The sequence below is a fragment of the Pseudoalteromonas sp. 3D05 genome (assembly GCF_002723455.1).
Taxonomy (GTDB): domain Bacteria; phylum Pseudomonadota; class Gammaproteobacteria; order Enterobacterales; family Alteromonadaceae; genus Pseudoalteromonas.
In genome coordinates this window covers 68,061-89,213 of record NZ_PDUS01000021.1, presented here as the reverse complement: position 1 = coordinate 89,213, position 21,153 = coordinate 68,061, and the positions used below count along the sequence as shown (strand labels likewise).

Sequence of the window (21,153 nt, the reverse complement as noted above, 5' to 3'; positions counted from 1 at the left end):
TTTTATTTGCTCAATTAAAGTGGCTGTCTAGTTTATTTTTTTAGCAAACTTAGGTCAATATCCAGAAGGCTGCCCATCAGCCATTCATACAGTCCCTACTGGTACATTAACAAATATGTCAACTGCAACATTTTTCGACGATGGTACAGGTAATAAACTTCAAAGCTGTGGTATTAGCCCCAGCAACGGATTGTTAAGTATAAACCTTCGAGATTTCGTAAACTCAGATGGTAGTACCGTTAAACAAGCTTGGTTTGAGTTAGAAGGTGGCTATATAGCTAGTCAGGGAACTATGTCAATATTTGATGCTGTTAATGGGGGGTGCTCGGATCTCTGTGCTGCTGATCAAAATTGCATTGCTTCGGTAGCAGTTAGAAAAACGTCTGAAGCCTCATCTTGCCGTATATTTTACCATTCTGATACAGGTGGAAAGTATGAGCGATATTGTGGCTCGGAGATCCCTGGCGCCTATACTGCACCAGATATATGCATGACTGCTCTTGGTAATGACGCTATTTGGGCTGTTAGATGTCCTTAACAACGAAAACTTAACAAGTGACTATGGTGTCAAATCCTAATTTTAAACCATTTTAGGATCCCACATGACACCATCTCTCACCATAGAATTTATGATCACTACAAGCTTTCGTATACAGGCAATGATGGCTACTTTTTTAGGCTTTCCTGCTGCAATCATTCGTTGATAAATGTTTTTAAATTTTGGGTTGCATTGAATCGCTGACATCATTGCCATATACATTGCGGTTCTAATTTTTGGCCGCCCACCGCGTATCATTCGCTTGCCTTGGTAAGCGCCACTTTCTCGATTGAATGGCGCTACGCCAACTAAAGATGCAGCTTCTTTGTTATTTACATAACCAAGCTCAGGCATGTCGCTAAGCAAGTTAAATGCAACCACATTTCCAACACCTGGTACGCTTTGAATAATGTTATTTTTTGCTTCGTATTCGTCACATTCTTTAATGAGTTTTTGTAGTTTTAAATCTACTTTTACTATCTGATTTTTCAGTGCAGTTAAGATAGGTTTTATGAGTGACGATAGTGTTTTTGGCATTATTTGAGAGCGATTTTTCTCCATTGTTTGCATATCCATTAACTGGCGTCTTCTAGATAGTAAATCACTCATCAAGCGCATTTGCTCTGGCTTTAAAGACGATAGAGGAGGTTTAATTGCTTCACCAAAATAAGCGATGAGTTGCGCGTCAAGTTTATCAGTTTTTGCTTTTTGGCCGATAGCGCCTGCGAAGCGTTTTATGTTCACGGGATTAGCAATCACGAAGGGAATATTCGCCTCAGCACAAGCTATAATAAAAAAATAACAAAGACACCCATCATAAAGTTTGCTTTAATCAAAGGCAAAGTTAAAGGTATTTGTTATTCTATCAGTGACTTGAACTAACGGTATTTCACTTAAGACCACGACGCCAATCTTTTAAAAGGAATTGAATTTGGACTCTACTTTAGCTTATACAGGGATCATCGCATCTGTATGGATTATCTTAGGTATATATATTGCCTCGAGGTTTTATCCTAACTACAGTCACTCAAAGCAGTTTTGTAGTGAGCTAGGTGCTTATGGCAGTCCCACTCAAAAACTGTCGCCATTAATAAATAATTACCCTTTAGGGGTGTTGTTCGCTGTTTTTGGATGTTACTTAATCATCGAATACCAATCACACCTGCCTACAGTAGCAATAGGTGTAATGGTTGTCATACATGCTATATGCACGTGGGTCTGTGGCTGGTTTCCTATGGATGCTGATGCATATACAAATTCACCTTCGCAAAGTTGTAAAATCCATTCTTGGTCAGGGCTAATACTACTAGTTTCATTCATCATAGCGCCTAAAATCGTTATTTTTTCAAGCTCTTACCCGTTGCTACTTCGTTTTATTTCAGCGGTTTGTCTGCTGTGCTGCTTTTATTTTTCTTATAAATTAACCCAAGCATTCAAATTAAAAACCGTTCCAGGCTTATATCAAAGACTTAGTTATGGCTCTCAAATACTTTGGTTGTTCGTTTATTCACTGTTTTTAATAGGATAAATACAACCTAGCAAACTTCACTGCAATTCACAGTATTTAGGCTTAAAGCATGCAGACGGTCGGGTAAACTTGTTTTTGGACCGAAGTGACTTAGGGACTTTTTCTAGTGTGGGTAGCATGGATTAAGGTAATTCATGCGAAAATAAAAAAGCCAGCAACCCAGCTGGCAAAAAAAGGCAGTGTAAAAAGTTGAAAAACTTTCACAGGAAATCAAACTTTGGTTGCGATCTCTTTTAGTATTTTACGTAATGCAGTAATATCGAGAGCACCTGATACAACCCACCTTTTATTGATAATCAACGTTGGCGTAGAAGTAACCCCATATTCTTGAGCCAACTTCCTATCGCGTTGTATCTCTGCTTGTCGCTCTGAAGAAGCAAAGTCATCAAGAAAACGAGCCTTATTCAGCCCAACCTCACCAGCAATTTCTGCAAGTTCGTCTAAATCACCGATATTTCTGTTCTCACTCATATGTGCATGTGTTACAGCATCAAAATAGTACCAGTAAGCATTGACTCCTCCCTGTTGTTCGGCAGCCTTACATGCCACCAAACCTGGCGTTGAAAATGGGTATTCAAACGTCTGATGGCGCATCCCTTCGACGTTTACGCGCTTGCTATCGTCGGCACGTGCACATTGCTCCCAGTGTCCCAAAATAGTTTGCTTTGCTTGTTTCATTGAACCAAACTTGCCAACCATTTCTTCCCGTGTTGCAGACAAAGCAAATGCATGAAGATGAATATTTAAATTAAACTCTGTTGCAAGCTGGCGTAGTCGAGGTGACAAAACATAACACCACCCACAAATGACATCGTGAAAAAAATCGACTCTAATCTGTTTGCTCATTACTATTATCCAAGATTGTAAAATATTACTGGTTCACCAACTGATGGCAGGCCCGGCTGGAACAATTCCATATGGGTTAATGTGCTTGTGCGAGAAGTAGTAATGCTGCTTCATGTATTCGATATCAATCGTTTTTCTGATGCTCTCTTGACTGAGTAAATCCAACATATAGCGGTATAAGTTCTCGAAATTTTTTAGCGGCTCTTTATTAGCCTTAAAATGAACTTCATAAACCGCTTCAAACCTGACAAGTGTTGGCAATAAAAATAGATCCGATAGAGTAATATTCGAACCATGCAGATAACAAGTTTGATTTAGTCTTCTGTCAAGCTGCCCCATAGCATCAAACAAGGTGTCACTGGCTTGGTCATATTCTGCTTGATCTGTGGCAAAACCAACGTGGTAGACTTTTCGATTCACATTAAGATGCAACCACTCGTTGAGCTTCTCTATTTCTTCTCGCAGACTATCTGGAACCAATTCAACTTTGTTCTTAGCTAAAGGTAACCATTTGGTAGCTAACTCCATCGCTATCGAAGAGGAGTCATTACCTACAATGGTATGCTCTTGTTTATCCCAAAGTACAGGTACTGTCACTCTTCCTGTGTAATTTGGATTTGCTCGTTGGTAAAGTTCTACCAGATTTTGAGAACTATACAAAGGATCCGCGTTGAAGTCGTCAAATAACCATCTGTCTGAATATCGTTTTGCTGCAACAGAAGAAACAGTGATTGCATTATTCAACCCCAAATAGTTGATCACTAGATAAGGTCGATGAGCAAAAGGGCAAGCAAACGACATATACAAGTGATATCGACCTTGCTCAGCGGCTTTCGGCAGTTCGAAGCTGTCCTCATAAGACAAGTTATTTGCTTCTTTATTGGGATACCATATCCCTTTTTCTAATACAGCCATTCGTTACTCCTAAGTACTTGAAACAGAGACTAATGTAACGTGAAATTTTACTCAACGTTACATTGTTGAGGTATACAGTGATAAATTTGACTCACAACATTGAACGTAACATCCATGCCGCTTTTTCATGCTCTCGCATTCGATCAGAGACCAATGATGCAGAAGATTCATCATCCCCACCTTGAGCCAATCTCAGCACGTCTCTGCAAGTCTTAACTACTTTTTCATGAGAACGAATAAGAATAGATACCATTCCCGTCGCCGCAGGCACGCCATCGACTTCAGCAATTGAACTCAGTTTAGCGAACGCCTTGTAAGTCCCAGGCGCAACTTCATCCAGTGTTCGGATTCGCTCAGCAATATCATCAACGGCGATTGCCAATGCGTTGTATTGTTCTTCAAACATAAGGTGTAGCTCACGAAATTGGGGACCAGTAACATTCCAATGAAAATTATGTGTTTGCAAATATAAGGTGTATGAGTCTGCTAGAAGGCGTTTAAGCGCTTCTACAATCACAACTCGATCCTGTTCATTTATTCCAATATCTACTTTCATATTTATACTCCTACAGTGAATATTCAAAGGAAGACATAAGAGCTTTCAGCTCTATTCTTGTTTTCTGGTCAAACTCACCCTCATGACTTTTCTCTTGATAATTCCCTAAACTATATGAACCTTTAACATCACCACCCCACCATGGCATTAACTCTGCCATCGTTTTGAGATTGGTTGCACCACCATTTGGTCCAGGAGAGGTACTGACTAAAAGAACGGGCTTCTTATCGCTGCCAAAAAAGGGCTTACTTGGTTCAGCTACACGTGAAAGCCAGTCAATCACATTTTTTAAGAATGCAGGCATAGATCCGTTGTGTTCCGGTGAGGCGATAATCAAAGCATCGTGCTCAACTAGTACTTGTCTCAGCTTTATAGCATCAGTAGGGATACCCTTTGACTCCACATCAATGCTATACATTGGTAAATCAAAATCAGTCAAATCCAAAATAGTCACTTCTGTTCGAGCAGCACAAGCTGCTAACGTGCGAATCAGAGTATTATGAATTGAGTGGCTATGATTACTTCCCGAAAATGCGAGTACTTTTTTCATGATTTCATCCTATTTAATTTTTGAGACCAACCTCTTGCGTTGGCGATTAAAATAAATATTAATTGACCACTTATGATGAATAAACTATATATTAGTAACAAAATAGTTTACCAATGGTAAACAATAGAAAGTTAAATGAGGTTGACGTGGATAAAATAAGGGCTCTAACCGTTTACAGAAGGGTTGTGGAACTAGGAAGCTTCAAAGCGGCAGCAGAAGATTTAAGCCTATCAAAAGCCGCTATTAGTAAGAATATTAGTGAGCTGGAGGACTATCTTAAAAGTCCGTTGATCAACCGTACTACTCGCAACATGCATATTACTGATAATGGACAACTTTATTATAGACAAGTTTGCAACATATTAGATGATTTGAAACATGCTGATTTATCAGTTATGGAGTCCTCTGATATCTTAAAAGGCTCACTGAAAATAAGTGTTCCTATGTCCTTAGGCCTTTTAGAAATTAACCCCATCGTTTGTGAATTCATGCATCAACATCCCGAGTTATCTGTTGAAATTGTCATGAGCGACCAATATATCGATCTAATTGAACAAGGAATTGATATTGCAATTCGGGGTGGGGGCGAATTAAGTAACTCCAGCCTGAGATCCCGAAAGCTTATCAATATGAGAAGAGTGCTTTGTGCTTCTCCGGAGTACCTTTCAAAGTGCAGTAAGGTCCTCAAGCCTGAAGATCTCGCTCACCATAAATGTCTCATATACAGTTTCTCTTCATCAGCAAGACGCTGGCTATTCAGAAATGAGGATGAAGTCAAAGAGATCGAACTTCCACCTAACTCTTACGTTGTAAATAACGGGTTAGCACTCAAGCAAACAGCGTGCGCAGGCCATGGTATTTTGTTACTGCCTGATTTATTCGTTAATGATGAGTTAGAATCTGGAGAATTAGTTGAGGTTTTACCGATGTGGCAAGCGGAAGAGCATTCACTGTATGTTGTTTACCCTTTCCATAAAGAGCAGTCTCAAAAAGTCAGGACTTTTATTGATTTTGTCGTCAAACACTTCGAAAGAAAGCAACATTAACCGTCATAATCTCCTATACAATTGCTTACTTAAACATGAAAACCCCACCTTTGCGAGAAGGTGGCCAGATTTTTCAATAGACTTAGTTTCACTTGGCGTTACTATTCGTCAGCTGTAATATCACTGTAGAAAAGATGGATAATGCAATACCCGGATATACCGCTGTAGGTATACTTTTTCCCTGAAATAACAACATGATAAACGCAACAAATACAGGGCTTAGATAAATATAAGCCATCACTTTTGCAGGCCCCAGTACAATAGTAGTTTTGTGGATAATAAAGGTTGAGACCAAAGTCGCAAACAAAGCGAGGTATAGCATGTGCAGGGCAAGCTCGGCATTTAAGGCAAACCAGTCTAGTGGTTGATGGAATACAAACAATGCTAGTATCATCCAGAAGGCACCTCCCAACAGAGTACAAAATACGGTAACAATGGTTTCTTCTCCACGATGAAAAACTTTCATCGAGACAGAGAAGCACACCATAGAGATACAGCCGAGCAAAAATAAGATGTCTCCCTTATTGAGGTTCAGTCTCAATAATGTCTCTAAATTTCCTTGCACAATCACCCAGCATGTACCTATAGCTCCTACCAAATAAACGCCAAGCATCGGAATTGATAATTTTTCCTTAAAGAGGAAAACACTGACAATGGCAGTAATAAATGGCACTAATGTATACAATGTTCCTGTGTTTAATGCCGTGGTTGTCTCCAATGCCATGAACATACATATAAAGAAGATCGCAAAGAAAAGGCTCATGATAAGACTTCTAGGAAAAACATTTTTCGCTATTTTGAGAAAACGTTTCTTTGTCAGAATAAAAGGAAGTAATACCAGCGCTGAAAGCAGGAACCTCAATAATGTTAAGGAGAATGGATTGATTACACCGGATAGTTTTTCTGAAGATAAAAAAGATCCTGCAACCAGTGCTGTCACTAATAAGGACAAAAGGTGATATTTAATATTTTTCACATCGAGACCATTAATTTAAGGAAGGGGGAAATTCTTTACTAGTGCTCAAGCACCATAGACTTAACCATAACAGTCGTATTGAGTAATTAAACATCCATTTAGTGATTTAACTATTTACCAATAGTAAATAATTCATAGTAAATCACTCAGAATTAATCTATCTAAATATCATTAATTCACTGTTGGTAAACAATTAGTTTACCTGAGTGCTGTTTATTTGATTTAGCACAACTCCTACACTTAGGCCTGAAAACACAACTCACCGTCCTATAATCCGTCAGGAGAGCGAATAATGAAAAAATTAATTAACTTAGTCTTAGTGAGCGCGATTGCCACTATGCCGGTCGCAAAAAGCGTAGCGAAAACAATATCAACAGAGGGCCAACTTACCTTGTCTTACAGTGACGGTCGAGTGCCGACGAGAGGAGTTGAAAAAGTAAACAAAGTGCTCAAAACTGTTGGAGTACGAGTTAGCAGGGTTCCCCTACCTGAAGAGGCTAAGCCTATCCTCGAAATATCCAAAAAAAGAGCTATTACAAAAAAAGAAACCGAGAAACTAATCTCACTCTTTTCTATGCACCGCGGTGACTTATTGGATCAAATCAAGAAGGCTGGCCGAGTACCAGAGGCACACAGAGGCGGCTTCTTGTCGACATCTGAAGTTGGCGTTGCTCCATATCCAAAGGTTTATGATATGAAAGCAATGACTCCAGAAGTTATGCACTATTTACAGGAGAAATTTGGCAAATTGCATGTCAATAGTTCAGACAATGGCCAGGGTATTGATGAAGTGATGACTATAGTGTCAGGTGGGGAGTGGACATGGTTTTTCGCGCTAGCGAATAATGTAGTAGGTAAACTAACTCTGGGCTATGTATCAACGGATGGTGATGCATGGAGAATTAGTTACCCTGGACTAGGCCCTCACGGAGGTTTCTTAGATGCACCTTATGGTTTGGTTGTTGCATATGCACACGGTCCTAAAAACTTTGAGATGCGTTACGATGAACCAAGTGTGCAAGGTACTGAGACCCTAGGTACTAACCCTTGGATCGACCTCAGCGGCGATGTTCCGAAGCTAGTTGACTAATATCAAAACACTACGAACCCCAGACTAATTACAATGACCAGACTTGCTTGACTGGTCATTTTTCATTTCTAGGTATTTCACTCTTTTGGTTAAGGTATTGACCCTGATAAGTGTAACGCTTCCACATTTTTTGAATGAAGCCAGGTATGACAACACCACATGAACAGATAATGAGCGAAAACTCTAAGTGGAAATGTGGCAGAAACGAGCTATGGTTGAAGGTCCGCTGGCACTGAACCGAACTTCATCAAAGCAGACGGTCGATCAAACTCATTTTTGGACAAAAACGAGTTAGAGCCGAAGGACGGATCTGTAAAATGTATAATGATAACAACACCCTGCTAAGCCGCAGAAACGGAGTTGATTGTTTGATAGCTACCAGTACAATTAAGTATTTAGGAGCCTCATCACATATTTGCATTCCCCAGCCTTTATTTCTATGTAGGGCTAAATAAACTAATCAGTGTTTAAGGCTAAAGAGAATGTGATTTTTCTGTCACTAACTTCTGCACTTAATTGCGCATCAATTGCTTTACTAAGCGTTTTAGCGATTGATAACCCCAATCCAAAGTTATCATTCGATGTTCTTGAAGTGTCTTTTTGCCATAAAGGGTCAAATAATTGGTCTATATCATTATCACTCAAAGGTTCAATAAGGGAGTTAGTAACTGACAAAAATAAAAGTTTTTCTTTTGAAATCATTGTCGAAACTAAAATTTTTGAATTTAGTGGGCTGTATTGTTTAGCGTTGTTAACTAAATTGCTAATAATTGATTCGAGGGCAAACAAGTTGCTTATAATTGCTGGTGCATTCTCATTCAACTCCAAATTTACACGCGATAAATCAGTGTTTTCTAAGACTCTGGTAATGACTTGATTTAAATCACAAGCATCTTGTTTGATTAGCTTACCATTACTGTATTTATGTAATAGCAATAAGTTCGACACGATATTTTTAAGCCGTAAACTTATTTTCAACGCTTCAGGCTTAAAATCCTCATTGAGCTCAATCTCATTTGGAAACCTGATAGCAACTTCTGCCATATTTATAAGTTCGGCAATGGGCGTTTTTATTTCATGGGCAATATCGGATGTAAGTCGCTTTTCCCTTAGGTAAAGTTGTCTATTCTCTTTAATAAAAGCATTTAAGCTTTCAACAATAGGCAAGAGCTCTTTAACTGGCTCTTGTATAAATATCTGTGAGCCTTCACTGGTAATACTTAACTGACTGATATCTTGGTTGAGTTTAATTAATGGCGCAAGTGATGTATCTATCGCCTTCCTGACAAATAATCGAATAAATACAATAACTGTAATTGTGGTGACTATAAAAATAACGTCAATCAACCAAAGTACAAAATCAACTTCCTCAGAAGACGCTGCATAAGCTAAAGTCAGTGGCTCATCATTTGTTTTTTTATATGTATCTTCTGATGTATTGTCTTTTCCTTGTGGTATGAAACGACTATAAAACACTCGACCACCTCGGCCATCAGGTAATTGTAAAGGGCGTATTTTTGATTCGCCAATTTCTAAGCTTTCATATGGTAAGTTTTTAACCTCAAATAAATCTAAACTTTTGGAGCGAGTGAAAGTGCCTTCTTTGCTCCATATTTGAAAGTACTCAGGCTCTATTTCCCCTGCGAACTCGGGCATAAACTCACTAGAAAAACTAAACGAAAAACCTTCATCAGTTTTATGTACTAAGGTCATTAACATACCTGCTTTGGATTGCAGGCTGCGATCAAACTCATTATCTATCCAACTATCAACAGCAATGTCGGTTGCCAACAAAATGCATAAAACAAAGCTAGTTATAGTTACCGAGAGTGTAACAACTAATTTACTGCGAATAGATTTCATTATTGTCCTTGTACAATGTAACCAAAACCACGTTTGGTCTGAATTGGCAGCTCCCCCCCTGCAACTCTTACTTTTTTGCGAGCAGATGATAAATGGGCTTCAATCGAGTTCTTTGATATCAAATCATATTGCCCTGCAAGGTAGGTACTTAGCTTTTCTGCACTAAACACTTTATTTTGATTGCTAAATAAACATTCGACAATTTTGTACTCGTTGGGTGTTAAGTCGATAACATTGTCAGCAACTTTTAGCAGTTTTAACTGTAAATTCAGTGCTAAATTATCAATAGTTATGATATCACTCATCATCTTCAATCCTCCACGGCGCATTAAATTTAGCAGTCGAGCGTGGAGCTCATCAAATGAAAAGGGTTTAGTCAGATAATCATCCGCTCCTGTTAAAAGCCCTAAAACACGGTCTTCAGGTTCTTGCTTAGCTGACAAAATTAAGACTTTAGAATCAAGCTGTTTGGTTCTTATGGTTTGCAATAAAGTAATGCCATCGATACTCGGTAACATAATATCAAGTATTATAAGCTCATACTCACCTGTCATCGCCATACTCAGCCCTTGTGCACCATCACCGGTGTCATCAACCGCAAAGCCTAGATTTGCTAAGCCAATTCGTAAACTACGCCTTAGTGACGCTGAATCTTCAATTATTAATAACTTCATGTGTTACTCATTCACCTGAAATGCATCTTCATCATTAGGTTACGCCATATAGCTTAAGTTTTACTTAAGACTTGCTTAAGTTTCCATAGTTTAGCCAATATTAAGTTTAGACTCAGGATTTCTTAAGTTTCGGTTTTTAGTATTGCTGCAATTATTAAGATCGAGCACAACTATGACAGCAAATACTTCCGTTTTAAAACCCTTGTTGCGTTTTACTATTATATTGATATCAATCTTTATAACTTCCCGCATTGCTTTATTGTTTTGGCAACATTCAAGATTAAATGATGGTGATATTTGGCCGATCATATCAGGAGCAATCAGAATAGACTTAAGTAGCATTGGATACTTAGCAACTATTGGGGTTTTTATACTGATACTGCATGTAGTTGCACGCCCTAAAACAGAGCTTTTCCAGCGTATTTTTACACTTTACGGTAGCTGCGTTGTAACTGTAGTTGTTATTGTTGAAGCATCAACACCTGCATTCATCAATCAATATGATGTAAGGCCTAACCGATTATATATTGAATACCTTGATTACCCACAAGAAGTCTTCTCAATGTTAGTGCATGGCCATCTTTTTGCAATGCTAAGTACATTGCTTTTGGCCTCGTTAACAAGCGTTTATAGCTATCGCCTTTTATGCAGAGCATTCACACAACCACCGTCACTGAAAAAAGCATCCAATTTACCCATTCTAATGGCTGCTTTAATAATCTGCTTATTTGCTGCTAGAGGTACATTAAATCACCGACCGCTTAACCCTGCATTAGTCTATTTTTCTCAAGATTCACTAATAAACTCACTTGTTCTTAACTCCACTTACAGTGTTGCGTTTGCGCTGAAAAACATGGGTAACGAAAAAAGTGCCAGTAATTTGTATGGCACAATGTCTCGTCAAAAAATTATAGATACGGTCAAAAAGGCTTCTTATCGAAAACAGTTTGTCGCTGGAAATATTCCAACCTTGGCGCACAACAAGCCTTTTGTGTCTGGTGTTAAAAAAAACTTAGTTATAATACTTGAGGAAAGTTTAGGTGCCCGATTTGTTGGAGAACTTGGTGGGTTAGATATTACTCCCGAACTTGATAAGCTATATCAACAAGGGTGGGGGTTTGACAACCTTTATGCTACGGGCACGCGCTCCGTAAGAGGTATTGAAGCAATTACCACAGGTTTTACACCATCACCATCTCGCTCAGTAGTTAAACTATCTAAATCGCAGCATAACTTTTTTTCACTAGCGGATGTATTCAGTCAAGAAGGCTACAAAACACAGTTTATCTACGGCGGTGAAAGCCATTTTGACAATATGAAAAGCTTTTTTCTAGGAAACGGGTTTAACGATATTGTTGACATCAACCATATTGAAAATCCCCAGTTTATCTCCTCTTGGGGAGTAAGTGATGAGGACTTATTCAATCAAGCAGATAAAGAACTGACTAAATTAAGTAATTCGACAGAGCCATTTTTTAGTCTTGTATTTACTTCTAGTAATCACGATCCGTTTGATATACCACAAGGCAAAGTATCGCTACCCAAAGGACATAACCCTGAAAACTATAAGCGTGATCTTGCAATTAAGTATGCCGATTACGCACTAGGGAAATTTATAAATAAAGCAAAAACACAGTCGTACTGGGAAAACACCGTTTTTTTGGTTGTGGCAGACCATGATGTGCGTGTTTTTGGCTCTGAACCTGTCCCTTTGAAGTCTTTTCATATACCCGCTGTTGTTTTAAACAGCGATATGAAAAGTAAACGCGATCCAAGACTCGTTAGTCAAATTGATCTACCTGTTACTTTGATGTCACTTTTAGGAGTTGACCAAGCAACCCCTATGCTGGGCTTTGATCTGACTAAAAGTTATCCAGTTGAACGCGCAATGATGCAGTACTACGACAATTTTGCATACCTAGAAAATGATCGCGCTGTCATCCTAATGCCAAATCAACAAACCAGCTATTGGCGCTATAACAAACAAACCAAAATACAAGAAAAAAATGAACAGCTAAACGTTGATCAAACGTTGGCTGAAAAAGCACTAGCTCATGTGTTATTTAGCAACTTAGCTTACACCGAGCAGCTTTATCGTTTAGTTGATAAAAGTAGTGATAAGGAATAACTATGAAAATTGCTTTTAAAAGATTTTGTATTTCGTCTTGGCAAGTAAGTTACAGCCAATTTGTTTGCTTAGTTTCAATGTATATCGTTATCGCATTTAATGGCTTGTTTTTATACAATACTTTTATGGCTGCAACACAGTCAGGGCATATAAATTGGCTTTTTATCGCGTCGGTCCCTTTATTGCTTTTCTCATTGACTGTTTTAGTTTTAAGTTGGTTGTCCTTAATTACTTTTGTTAAAGCTATACTTCTATTTAGTGTTTTAGTTTGCTCATTATTGTTTTATTCAACACTTAATTATGGCGTTATTTTTGACAAGAGCATGTTACAAAATATTGTTGAAACAAATTCAGGTGAAGCATTTTCATACTTGAACTTTCAGCTTGTGTTATTTATTTTTTTATTGGGGATTGTACCTACTTACTTATTTTCCAAGTTCACAATTATTGGGAGTTTTAGAGTTCGTTTAAAAAGTTTTACGAAGCTAAATCTATCAGCTTTGCTCTGTTGTGCCTTAATCGCTGTACCCTTTTATAAAGAGTACGCTTCTGTTGGCCGCAACAACCGACAGCTAACAAGTTATATCACCCCGTTTGCATTCTATACAGCAAGTTATAAATACCTGAGGGATAATTACTTTTATCCACCATTACCTTTCAAGGTACTCGATAACTTGCCCACTTTAAAAAATAAAACGAGCACCTCGCTAACTGTAATGGTTGTCGGGGAAACAGCTCGGGCGGCTAACTTTTCACTACAAGGCTATAGTCGAACAACGAATGCGTATACTCCCAAGTTAGGCGTAAAGTATTTTAGTGATGTTTCATCGTGTGGAACGGCGACGGCTATTTCAGTTCCCTGTATGTTTTCACGACTGAACCGCAAAGAATATGATTCTCGGCTTGCTAGTAGTCAAGAAAATGCTCTAGACATTATTCAACGTAGTGGTGTTGAAGTAACATGGATTGATAATAACAGCAGCTGTAAAGGAGTGTGTGCTCGCATCAAGTCAGACAACATTGAGCCGAATAAAGAACATCCGTTATGTGATGGTCATTACTGTTTTGATGAAATATTAGTTACGAAACTAGCAGACAAGATAGCGACTAGTAACGCTAAACATAAATTGGTTGTTCTACATATGATAGGTTCACATGGACCAACTTATTATCGTCGTTACCCTGAACACGAAAGTTTGTTTAAACCTGATTGCTCTCGAAGCGATATTCAGAACTGTAGAACAACTGAACTAACAAACACATATGATAATACTATCGCATACACAGACAAGGTGTTAAGCCAGTTGATAAGAGTATTACAAGCAAGTAACGAAATGGAAAAATCACTCTTGTATGTGTCAGATCACGGTGAGTCACTTGGTGAAAAAGGCTTATACCTTCATGGGTTTCCTTATGCATTAGCACCAATCGAGCAAACTCATATCCCAATGATTTTTTGGAGTAATAAGCTCGCTAACTCTAAATTTAATGATTGTATTGAGTTACAACGCTCAAAAGTATTTTCACACGACAATATTTTTGACACTTTACTTGGCTTAACTCAAGTAAGCAGCAGTCAATACCAACCTGAATACGATATTTTTAACGCCTGTAAGGCCCTAAGTCTATAAAGAGAGTTTCCAATGCAATTTGATAGTGCAAATAAGCCGTCAGGTATTAATCGAGTAGTTTTAGCTTTTAAAAATTCACAGCGTGCATTTAAATGGCTTGCTAAAAATGAAGCTGCTTTTAAACAAGAGCTTTTTTTACTCGCTTTATCGCTAACTATAATTTCGATTTGGCAGATAGGTATTTACGAAAAGGTCATGCTACTAATCTCTGTTTTATTTGTGATATTCGCAGAGGTTGTTAATACAGCAATAGAAGCAACAATAGACAGAGTTGGCTTAGAGATTCATCCATTGTCAGGTCTCGCTAAAGATTTAGGCTCCGCAGCAGTATTAATTGCGCTATTGATATGTTCATTCGTCTGGATTGCTGTATTTATAAGCTATATTGGTTATTTTTAAAATTTATCCAATCTCAATGATCGCTTATCGCTCATTTGAGACCGTCGCCTAAACTCGTTTTGGGGCAGAAACGAGTTACGCTTGAATGTCCGCTTATGGCACTTTGCCGAAATTCAGCTTTGAGCGATAACCGGACACTGAAAAAATTAAATTTATTCCTGTGTTTTGAGTAAAAACCTAATTTTGTGCAATAACATTATTAAACGCCGTTTTGGTGCAAAATAACAAGCGTAATTCCCAGCCATTTTAATTACTTGTTTACAAAAGCAATTACTGGTGAAATTATCAAGTTATATAATATACGCCGTTTTTGTGTGTTATGAACCACCGCCATGGTTTTCAATAAGTTGTTATGAGTGAAAGGAGCCGGAATTGAACAAAAGGGTAATGTTTCAAGTTATAAATGCTAAAGGTTTAGTAGATACATCAATAGGTCGAAAAACTATTGATGATCTAGAACTAAAAGAGCTTTATAAGAGTTTTGAAGTGATTTATTTTTTGCAGCCTATCTCATATGCTTATGAGGCTATCGAGAGAAACATTAAAGATCTGGAGAATTTCATTTGTCAAATATCTGACCCCAATAACGAATTAGTTGACGGTATTATGAACCATATGGAGGCTATCAGTTCGCTGGCTGAGGTTCAGCAAAGATTTACTAACTTGCTATCTTCAGCCAATGCATTTTTAAATCTTGCAGAATCAAAATTAAAGTCAGAATTTGGGAAAGAATCGCAAAAATTATCAAGTTGGAATGATTACAGAAGGAAACTCCATAAAAAGAATATAAGTTATCGTCTCATGTATGAGCTGAGAAATTATGCGCTGCATTATGGTCTTCCTGTCTCCTCACTGAAATACGATATAAACAACCTTGCAAGTGCTATTCCTCAAAAAAAGGTGAAGGTCAATCTTTCTAAGGTAAAAATACTTAACTCTAATTACGATTGGAAAAGCGTTAGAGTAGATATTGACGCCCTAGATGACGATGCAAATCTAACGAAGTTGATTTTTGAATATGCGGATATTATAAGCCGCATATACCAATTTTTATTAAAAGTATTTGATTCAGAACTGAGCGTTTGTAAAGATCGTATCTTAGCATTCTACGAAACGAACAATATTCCTTTCGAATGTACGGCACAGATTGTTACGGACTGGAACGAAGGCGATGGTCTATCGAATATCAAATATGAATCTTTACCTGTAAATGAACTTGCATGGCTTTTGCGTGGCAATGCATAACAAAAGCTGCACTCGGAAACATTTTACTACTACAGCCAGCTATTTTTAGCCCCTTAGCAAAGCGTTACCAATGTCTGCTTCTGGCACAAACCGGAAATAGAAACGCTTCAATAAATTCCATATTTATTCATAAAGGCTATTAAAGCCTTTATGAGATCAATTCATGAACTCACTACTTATTTACCTAAAGCTAATCTTACTTAAATTTAAGAGCTGGTGAGATTAATAAATCTCGAATTGGATGGCACAGTTTAGAGCCTTTGTAAGATAATTTAATCTCGATTTATATGGCACAACTTAAGGCCATAATAGGATCAATAAACCTCAATTTAAGTGCCATACTTCGAATGAAATTCAAACAATTCTCAAGCTGCCGCGAATTCTCAATTTAAGTGGCGTTGGCCACAAATAAAAATAATTCTCAATTTATTTTAAAAACTAATTGCGAACAGTTAGCGTTTAGATTAATATACAGGCTCAAATGTAATTGAGAGTGGTTTGTATTCATGTATATCTGTTTATGTCACGGTGTGACAGATAAAAAAATTGAACAAACAATCGACGAAGGTGCGATGACGATGCGTGAGCTCAGTAAAGAGCTTAAGGTCGGGAGTCAGTGCGGTAAATGTTGTTGCTGTACTAAAAAAATCCTTAATCGTAAGCTTATTGAAATAGCTGATATTACAGATCAAGTTGCGTAGCTACAGTATTAGTTGCAAAGCAAAAAAAGCAGCCTAAGCTGCTTTTTTTGTTTTTAATCTGCTCACATTTGCGATTGTAAGTAGTTTTCAATACCCGTGCTTTTAATAAGCTGTTGCTGGGTTTCAAGCCAATCGATTTGCTCTTCTTGCTCGTTTAAAATGTTATCAAGTGCTTCGCGGCTGATATAATCTTGTTTGCTTTCAGCAAGTTTAATTGCATCTTTAAGATCATCGAGTGAATCTAGTTCAAAGCTCATATTAGCGTTGATCATTTCTTCGCTGTTTTCACCAATGCGTAAACGGCCAAGATCTTGTAAATTAGGCAAGCCTTCTAAAAATAAAATACGTTCGATTAAACGATCGGCATTTTTCATTTTTTGAATAGACACTTTGTAATCAGCTTTATCAAGTACACTAAAACCAAAATCTTTAAACATGCGTGCATGTAAAAAGTATTGATTAATTCCTACCAGTTCATTTGCTAGGACTTTGTTTAGTGCAACAATTACGTCTTTATCGCCTTTCATGTGTTTGCTCCTATTCGCCCATTTGTGATTGGTGATAGTTTTGGCTACCAATTTTATCAATTAAGCCAAGTTGTTGCTCTAACCAGTAAACGTGATCTTCTTCTGTATCGAATAACAGTTTTTCTAAGATTTCACGAGACTGATAGTCTTTTTCTTGTTCACAAACAGCAATAACCTCTTTAACACATTCAACAACTTCAAGTTCAAGAGTTAAGTCGTTTTGCATCATGCTTTTAACGTCATGACCAATAATCAAGTCACGGCGTTTTGTCATATTTGGAACACCTTCTAAAAATAAGATGCGCTTGATAAGCCAATCGGCGTGATCTTTTTCTTCTTCCATCTCATGATTTAGGCGAACATAAAGTTTATCTAAACCCCAATCGTCATACATGCGAGAGTGGATAAAATATTGGTCAATGGCTGCAAGCTCATTGGCTAATAACTTATTGAAGCTGTCGATAACTTTTTGATTACCTTTCATAATTGTGACCTTTTAAAAGATTTATTGTAGGTAGTGTAGTACAAAAATTACTTTTTGCAAGTATTTTCCTTTTAAATCAGTTGGTTACTATTGAGTGTGATTCTCGTTTAAGTTTGCATTGTTGGTTTAATTATGAACAGATTACGATTTATATTTCTGCTGCATTGCTTAAGGTACAATCTAACTCGTTCTTTACTCTGTGTAATGAACGAGTTAGAGAAGCAGAGTATTAAAACTGGTATTTAACACCGACAGTAGCGGTTGTACCGAGGCCTTTTATATTATAGCCGCCGTATGTATATGACTGAGCGCGGGCAGGGAAGTAGTCTTCATTGAGTAAGTTTTCAATGCCTATAAAACCCTGCCAGTTATCGTCAAATTTGTATTGACCGCTTAAGTTAAAAATATTGTAGCTGTTGACGGGGCCTTGATCGCCAACATACTTGCCATCGTCATTTGGTGCAAAGCGCTTTCTATCGCTAACATGTAGGTAACTCAGTGTCAGTGATGTTTTATCATCAGGTTGCCAGTTTAAGTTTGCTGTCGCTTTTGGCGGGCTTATTTGTTTTGAGCCTAAGTACAAATCTGCTTCGGTATTTTTACCTTCAACATAACTATAGGTTGCCAGTAATTTAAGGTTTGAGGCAATTGTGTAATCTACTAGCGTTTCGTAGCCCCAAATTTCTTGTGGTGCACGTACTGGCTCATATACACCAGTCACTTCGTTAAATTTGTTAGTTGTGCCAAGTTCAGAGGTGCTGCGATAGGCTGCGATTTCAATACGTAGGTTTTCAAACTGTGAGTTAAAGCCAATTTCGTAATTATCGATAATTGAAGCCTGGGTTTGAATAAGCCCAATATCGTTTACTGTTGCTGCGCGAAGTAGGCGCCCAACATCTGATATATCAGAGCCTTGCGAGTAACTTATAAATGGGCTGAATTTTTCACTAAGGTTGTATTTAATACCAAAGTTATAAGTTGTAGCATCGTAATCAATGGTGTCACCTTTTACATTGATCGGTATTGAGCATTGAGTTGGCGTTTTACATAGTTTGAGTGTGCGGTAATCGTCTACGCTTAAATCAATGCTTTCTTGGCGAACACCTGCTTTGACAATAAGGTCATTCGCAATTACCCATTTAGTTTGTAGAAATCCCGCAACGCTTTTCATATCCATCTCAGGAACCCAAACACGACCATCTACCAGTGGCTGTGAAGTGACATCATTTAATGCATCAATGCCATAAATAAAAGAAGCTTCAATTGTGTCGAAGTCTACTTGTGTATTAAATGTAGCACGTGCGCCTTTTTTGTCTGAGCTGATGACTGATTGGCCACCATCGAAGTTTTCCTCAGGGTTTGCGAGGTTTGGTGAGAAGAAAAATACGTTTTCTATATCTTGCATATAGAGATCTAGCGTCATTTGGGTGTTTTCAAATAATGCATAATCTGTGTATTTTAGGGTAATATTTTCGTTGCCTTCAGGGCCTTGTGGTTTACCTTTTTTTTGTAATTCTGGTGGTACATGAATTGCGTAGGTTTTTTCACCTAAACTCATATCACCATTTACATCACCAAGGTCTGTTTTTTGCTGTGAACTAAAGTAGTTATAGCTAAATTGTAGCTGTTTTTCGTCGTCAAAATCATAGCCAAGTTTTGTAAAATAGTTTTCTGTAACCGCATCGGACAAGCCGTATTGCAGACCTAGAATATCGCCTTGCGAATCACGCTGAACGCCGTTTTCTTCATAGCTTGCCGTTACTAAATAGCTAAATTTGTCAGCGCGACCGTTTATGGCAGCTGACAATCTTGCGCCAGCGCTTTCTTCTAGTTTTACTGCGCTAAAACGACTTGATAGGCTGATTTCGCCCTGTGTTTTATCATTACTTTTAGCGTGTTTGGTTATGTAGTTGATAATACCGCCGGATGCGCCATTGCCGTAGATAGAGGTTGCGCCTTTGATAACCTCTATTCTGCTTATGGCACTTGGGTCGAGCGTTTTAATGCCTAAAGAACCATTACGCAATGGTGTTGATTGCGGCACACCGTCAATCATCACCAGTGGAGCGCGGCCGCGCAGTGTTTGACCTGTGTTACTTGAACTCCCAGTATCAGGCGCGAGGCCCGGCACCATTTGCGCAAGCAGGCTTTGTAGTTCAGGGTTAACTTTTAAATGCTCTTCAATCTGCTTTTGATTAATAACGGTAATTGATGCAGGGACCTCATCAATGCTCTCAAAAACACGGCTACCGGAAACAACAATACGCTCCATTTGTTCATCCGTTAGTTGCTCTTTTTTAATAGTGTCATCAGCAAAGGTTGTGGTGCTAACAGCAAGTGCCAGTAAGGTTAGAGAGGTTTTAAACATGAAGATCCTTATATTTTCTTATTACTGTATTTAATAGGCTGAACTTGATGGGCGGTATAGTAAATGCAAAGAACTGTAAAGGCAAGATGAATGATAATTGTTTTTATTAATGGTATTTAAAGGTGTTTGATAAGTATCTTTTAACTATTTCAACGGGGTTGATACATAACGCAACATTTACCTTATTGTGTATGATTTACTTGATGTTATGACTGAAGATTGTTGTAAAGCGACAATTTTAAAAAAGAATTAGCTGTTATTGATATTTAAATGTTTTTTTAATGTTATTCATAAACAATGGCTTACAATTAATCTTCGAGGTTTTATTTAGGTCGCGGTGTCATTTTATTTAAAGTTGCTTTGTTCGGTATTTTTTTTGCTAGCGTGTAAGTACGTTTTATTAATAGCGTAATTTATTCATTAAAATTGCTCTAATTCACTTGGAGGTGAAACATGGTAACCAGTAGTAATGAAGATCATGCGACTAAAGTGGCCGCTGTTTTTGAAAGTGAAGAACAGGCTAACAGGGGATTCGAAACTTTAAGTCAAGATGCGCAATTTGAGCAAAGCAACATAAATGTTATTGCTCCTCATGATAACAATTTTGGCGAAAAGGTAGAGCCAGAGGATAAAAATATAGGTAAAACCTTACTCAAAACCCACATTGTGTTTGGTGTTATTGGTTTAGTTGTAGGCTTAGTCATAAGCACGGCCTTTTTATTTATTGGGGTGGGGTTTATTCAAAACTTTGTTTTCGAAACTTACGCAGGTATAAGTACTGTGACTATTTTTATTGCTCTATTAGTGGCTGGCCTTATGTCAATTCGTCCAGATCATGACCCGTTGATCAACAACGTTAGAAAAGCAACTAGCACAGGAAAATGGGTGCTAATTGTTCATACTGATTCGGGTGAAAAAACTGAAAAAGCAGAAACATTACTTAAGCCCTTTGCGACATCGATATCTGCAACGTTGTAAGTATGCAGTGCGTATACCCAAACCACCTCAAGATGCGAGTTTCAGTTGGGATTAAAAGCGATTTAGGCAAGGCATAGATTGCAAGTAATAGTGGTTCTATTGTTAAAATC

20 protein-coding genes and 1 pseudogene are annotated in these 21,153 nt (G+C 37.9%); 10 read left to right on the top strand and 11 right to left on the bottom strand.

Features of this window, described 5'->3' with window-relative positions:
• The first annotated feature begins 115 nt into the window (after positions 1–115).
• Positions 116–538, top strand: coding sequence for a hypothetical protein (locus CSC79_RS17415; protein ID WP_099297009.1), 423 nt, complete (start codon positions 116–118; stop codon positions 536–538).
• A gap of 42 nt (positions 539–580) precedes the next feature.
• Here the strand turns inward: CSC79_RS17415 and CSC79_RS17410 are convergent.
• Positions 581–1,333 (bottom strand): annotated as a pseudogene (locus tag CSC79_RS17410) (IS110 family transposase); the annotation flags it as partial.
• Positions 1,334–1,463: 130 nt separating this feature from the next.
• Here CSC79_RS17410 and CSC79_RS17405 point away from each other — a divergent pair.
• The gene (locus CSC79_RS17405; protein WP_343256254.1) at positions 1,464–2,066 is read left to right on the top strand and encodes a DUF998 domain-containing protein; all 603 of its coding nucleotides are present in this window, start codon (positions 1,464–1,466) and stop codon (positions 2,064–2,066) included.
• Positions 2,067–2,276: 210 nt separating this feature from the next.
• Here CSC79_RS17405 and CSC79_RS17400 read toward each other — a convergent pair whose 3' ends face one another.
• The 4 genes from CSC79_RS17400 to CSC79_RS17385 all read right to left on the bottom strand — a co-directional run bounded on the left by CSC79_RS17400 (position 2,277) and on the right by CSC79_RS17385 (position 4,933).
• The gene (locus tag CSC79_RS17400; protein ID WP_099297007.1) at positions 2,277–2,912 is read right to left on the bottom strand and encodes a DsbA family protein; all 636 of its coding nucleotides are present in this window, start codon (positions 2,910–2,912) and stop codon (positions 2,277–2,279) included.
• Between the two features lie 33 nt (positions 2,913–2,945).
• Positions 2,946–3,827: a glutathione S-transferase C-terminal domain-containing protein gene (locus CSC79_RS17395; RefSeq protein ID WP_099297006.1), complete on the bottom strand. Its 882-nt coding sequence runs from the start codon at positions 3,825–3,827 to the stop codon at positions 2,946–2,948.
• 91 nt (positions 3,828–3,918) lie between these two features.
• A complete protein-coding gene (locus CSC79_RS17390; protein ID WP_099297005.1) occupies positions 3,919–4,383 on the bottom strand; it encodes a Dps family protein in 465 nt (154 codons plus the stop codon).
• Between the two features lie 10 nt (positions 4,384–4,393).
• Entirely contained in the window at positions 4,394–4,933 is a 540-nt protein-coding gene (locus CSC79_RS17385; protein ID WP_099297004.1) for an NAD(P)H-dependent oxidoreductase, read from the bottom strand.
• 146 nt (positions 4,934–5,079) lie between these two features.
• On the opposite strand from CSC79_RS17385, the gene CSC79_RS17380 reads away from it, so the two are divergent.
• The gene (locus tag CSC79_RS17380; protein ID WP_099297015.1) at positions 5,080–5,979 is read left to right on the top strand and encodes a LysR family transcriptional regulator; all 900 of its coding nucleotides are present in this window, start codon (positions 5,080–5,082) and stop codon (positions 5,977–5,979) included.
• A gap of 88 nt (positions 5,980–6,067) precedes the next feature.
• On the opposite strand, the gene CSC79_RS17375 is transcribed toward CSC79_RS17380, so the two are convergent.
• Positions 6,068–6,955: a DMT family transporter gene (locus CSC79_RS17375; protein WP_099297003.1), complete on the bottom strand. Its 888-nt coding sequence runs from the start codon at positions 6,953–6,955 to the stop codon at positions 6,068–6,070.
• A gap of 592 nt (positions 6,956–7,547) precedes the next feature.
• Here CSC79_RS17375 and CSC79_RS20285 point away from each other — a divergent pair.
• Entirely contained in the window at positions 7,548–8,045 is a 498-nt protein-coding gene (locus CSC79_RS20285; RefSeq protein ID WP_237114055.1) for a hypothetical protein, read from the top strand.
• 456 nt (positions 8,046–8,501) lie between these two features.
• Here CSC79_RS20285 and CSC79_RS17365 read toward each other — a convergent pair whose 3' ends face one another.
• Positions 8,502–9,908 (bottom strand): ATP-binding protein, encoded by a 1,407-nt coding sequence (locus CSC79_RS17365; RefSeq protein ID WP_099297001.1) that lies wholly within the window; start codon positions 9,906–9,908, stop codon positions 8,502–8,504.
• Positions 9,908–10,582 carry a response regulator transcription factor gene (locus tag CSC79_RS17360; protein ID WP_058429029.1) on the bottom strand — a complete coding sequence of 225 codons (675 nt, stop codon included), beginning with the start codon at positions 10,580–10,582 and terminating at the stop codon, positions 9,908–9,910. The genes CSC79_RS17365 and CSC79_RS17360 overlap by 1 nt, the downstream gene beginning before the upstream one ends.
• Positions 10,583–10,754: 172 nt before the next feature.
• Between CSC79_RS17360 and CSC79_RS17355 the strand changes: the two genes are divergently transcribed.
• From CSC79_RS17355 to CSC79_RS17335, 5 genes are all read left to right on the top strand, one after another.
• Complete coding sequence (locus tag CSC79_RS17355; RefSeq protein WP_099297000.1) at positions 10,755–12,710, top strand: LTA synthase family protein; 1,956 nt, start codon at positions 10,755–10,757, stop codon at positions 12,708–12,710.
• Between the two features lie 2 nt (positions 12,711–12,712).
• Positions 12,713–14,341 carry a phosphoethanolamine--lipid A transferase gene (locus CSC79_RS17350; protein ID WP_099296999.1) on the top strand — a complete coding sequence of 543 codons (1,629 nt, stop codon included), beginning with the start codon at positions 12,713–12,715 and terminating at the stop codon, positions 14,339–14,341.
• A 12-nt stretch (positions 14,342–14,353) separates the two neighbouring features.
• Positions 14,354–14,740 carry a diacylglycerol kinase gene (locus CSC79_RS17345; RefSeq protein WP_087532947.1) on the top strand — a complete coding sequence of 129 codons (387 nt, stop codon included), beginning with the start codon at positions 14,354–14,356 and terminating at the stop codon, positions 14,738–14,740.
• Positions 14,741–15,112: 372 nt separating this feature from the next.
• Positions 15,113–15,985 carry a hypothetical protein gene (locus tag CSC79_RS17340; RefSeq protein WP_143483840.1) on the top strand — a complete coding sequence of 291 codons (873 nt, stop codon included), beginning with the start codon at positions 15,113–15,115 and terminating at the stop codon, positions 15,983–15,985.
• 506 nt (positions 15,986–16,491) lie between these two features.
• Positions 16,492–16,686, top strand: a complete 195-nt coding sequence (locus CSC79_RS17335; protein WP_058559189.1) for a (2Fe-2S)-binding protein — start codon at positions 16,492–16,494, stop codon at positions 16,684–16,686.
• Positions 16,687–16,748: 62 nt separating this feature from the next.
• On the opposite strand, the gene bfr (CSC79_RS17330) is transcribed toward CSC79_RS17335, so the two are convergent.
• From bfr (CSC79_RS17330) to CSC79_RS17320, 3 genes are all read right to left on the bottom strand, one after another.
• On the bottom strand, positions 16,749–17,213 hold the full coding sequence (bfr, locus tag CSC79_RS17330) for a bacterioferritin (RefSeq protein ID WP_099296997.1): 465 nt from the start codon (positions 17,211–17,213) through the stop codon (positions 16,749–16,751).
• A gap of 10 nt (positions 17,214–17,223) precedes the next feature.
• Entirely contained in the window at positions 17,224–17,697 is a 474-nt protein-coding gene (gene bfr / locus CSC79_RS17325; protein ID WP_087531591.1) for a bacterioferritin, read from the bottom strand.
• Positions 17,698–17,926: 229 nt separating this feature from the next.
• Positions 17,927–20,065, bottom strand: a complete 2,139-nt coding sequence (locus CSC79_RS17320; RefSeq protein WP_099296996.1) for a TonB-dependent receptor — start codon at positions 20,063–20,065, stop codon at positions 17,927–17,929.
• A gap of 453 nt (positions 20,066–20,518) precedes the next feature.
• Here CSC79_RS17320 and CSC79_RS17315 point away from each other — a divergent pair, with 453 nt between their 5' ends.
• Positions 20,519–21,043 (top strand): ABC transporter permease, encoded by a 525-nt coding sequence (locus CSC79_RS17315; RefSeq protein WP_099296995.1) that lies wholly within the window; start codon positions 20,519–20,521, stop codon positions 21,041–21,043.
• Positions 21,044–21,153: the final 110 nt, after the last annotated feature.

What these genes read in the sequence shown, in the direction of transcription:
- CSC79_RS17350 (WP_099296999.1), top strand. Translation starts at nt 12,713, where the DNA reads ATGAAAATTGCTTTTAAAAGATTTTGTATTTCGTCTTGGCAAGTAAGT.
- CSC79_RS17360 (WP_058429029.1), bottom strand. Translation starts at nt 10,582, where the DNA reads ATGAAGTTATTAATAATTGAAGATTCAGCGTCACTAAGGCGTAGTTTA.
- CSC79_RS17395 (WP_099297006.1), bottom strand. Translation starts at nt 3,827, where the DNA reads ATGGCTGTATTAGAAAAAGGGATATGGTATCCCAATAAAGAAGCAAAT.
- CSC79_RS17390 (WP_099297005.1), bottom strand. Translation starts at nt 4,383, where the DNA reads ATGAAAGTAGATATTGGAATAAATGAACAGGATCGAGTTGTGATTGTA.
- CSC79_RS17365 (WP_099297001.1), bottom strand. Translation starts at nt 9,908, where the DNA reads ATGAAATCTATTCGCAGTAAATTAGTTGTTACACTCTCGGTAACTATA.
- CSC79_RS17315 (WP_099296995.1), top strand. Translation starts at nt 20,519, where the DNA reads ATGGTAACCAGTAGTAATGAAGATCATGCGACTAAAGTGGCCGCTGTT.
- CSC79_RS17320 (WP_099296996.1), bottom strand. Translation starts at nt 20,065, where the DNA reads ATGTTTAAAACCTCTCTAACCTTACTGGCACTTGCTGTTAGCACCACA.
- bfr (WP_087531591.1), bottom strand. Translation starts at nt 17,697, where the DNA reads ATGAAAGGTAATCAAAAAGTTATCGACAGCTTCAATAAGTTATTAGCC.
- CSC79_RS17415 (WP_099297009.1), top strand. Translation starts at nt 116, where the DNA reads ATGTCAACTGCAACATTTTTCGACGATGGTACAGGTAATAAACTTCAA.
- CSC79_RS17335 (WP_058559189.1), top strand. Translation starts at nt 16,492, where the DNA reads ATGTATATCTGTTTATGTCACGGTGTGACAGATAAAAAAATTGAACAA.
- CSC79_RS17400 (WP_099297007.1), bottom strand. Translation starts at nt 2,912, where the DNA reads ATGAGCAAACAGATTAGAGTCGATTTTTTTCACGATGTCATTTGTGGG.
- CSC79_RS17385 (WP_099297004.1), bottom strand. Translation starts at nt 4,933, where the DNA reads ATGAAAAAAGTACTCGCATTTTCGGGAAGTAATCATAGCCACTCAATT.
- CSC79_RS17345 (WP_087532947.1), top strand. Translation starts at nt 14,354, where the DNA reads ATGCAATTTGATAGTGCAAATAAGCCGTCAGGTATTAATCGAGTAGTT.
- bfr (WP_099296997.1), bottom strand. Translation starts at nt 17,213, where the DNA reads ATGAAAGGCGATAAAGACGTAATTGTTGCACTAAACAAAGTCCTAGCA.
- CSC79_RS17355 (WP_099297000.1), top strand. Translation starts at nt 10,755, where the DNA reads ATGACAGCAAATACTTCCGTTTTAAAACCCTTGTTGCGTTTTACTATT.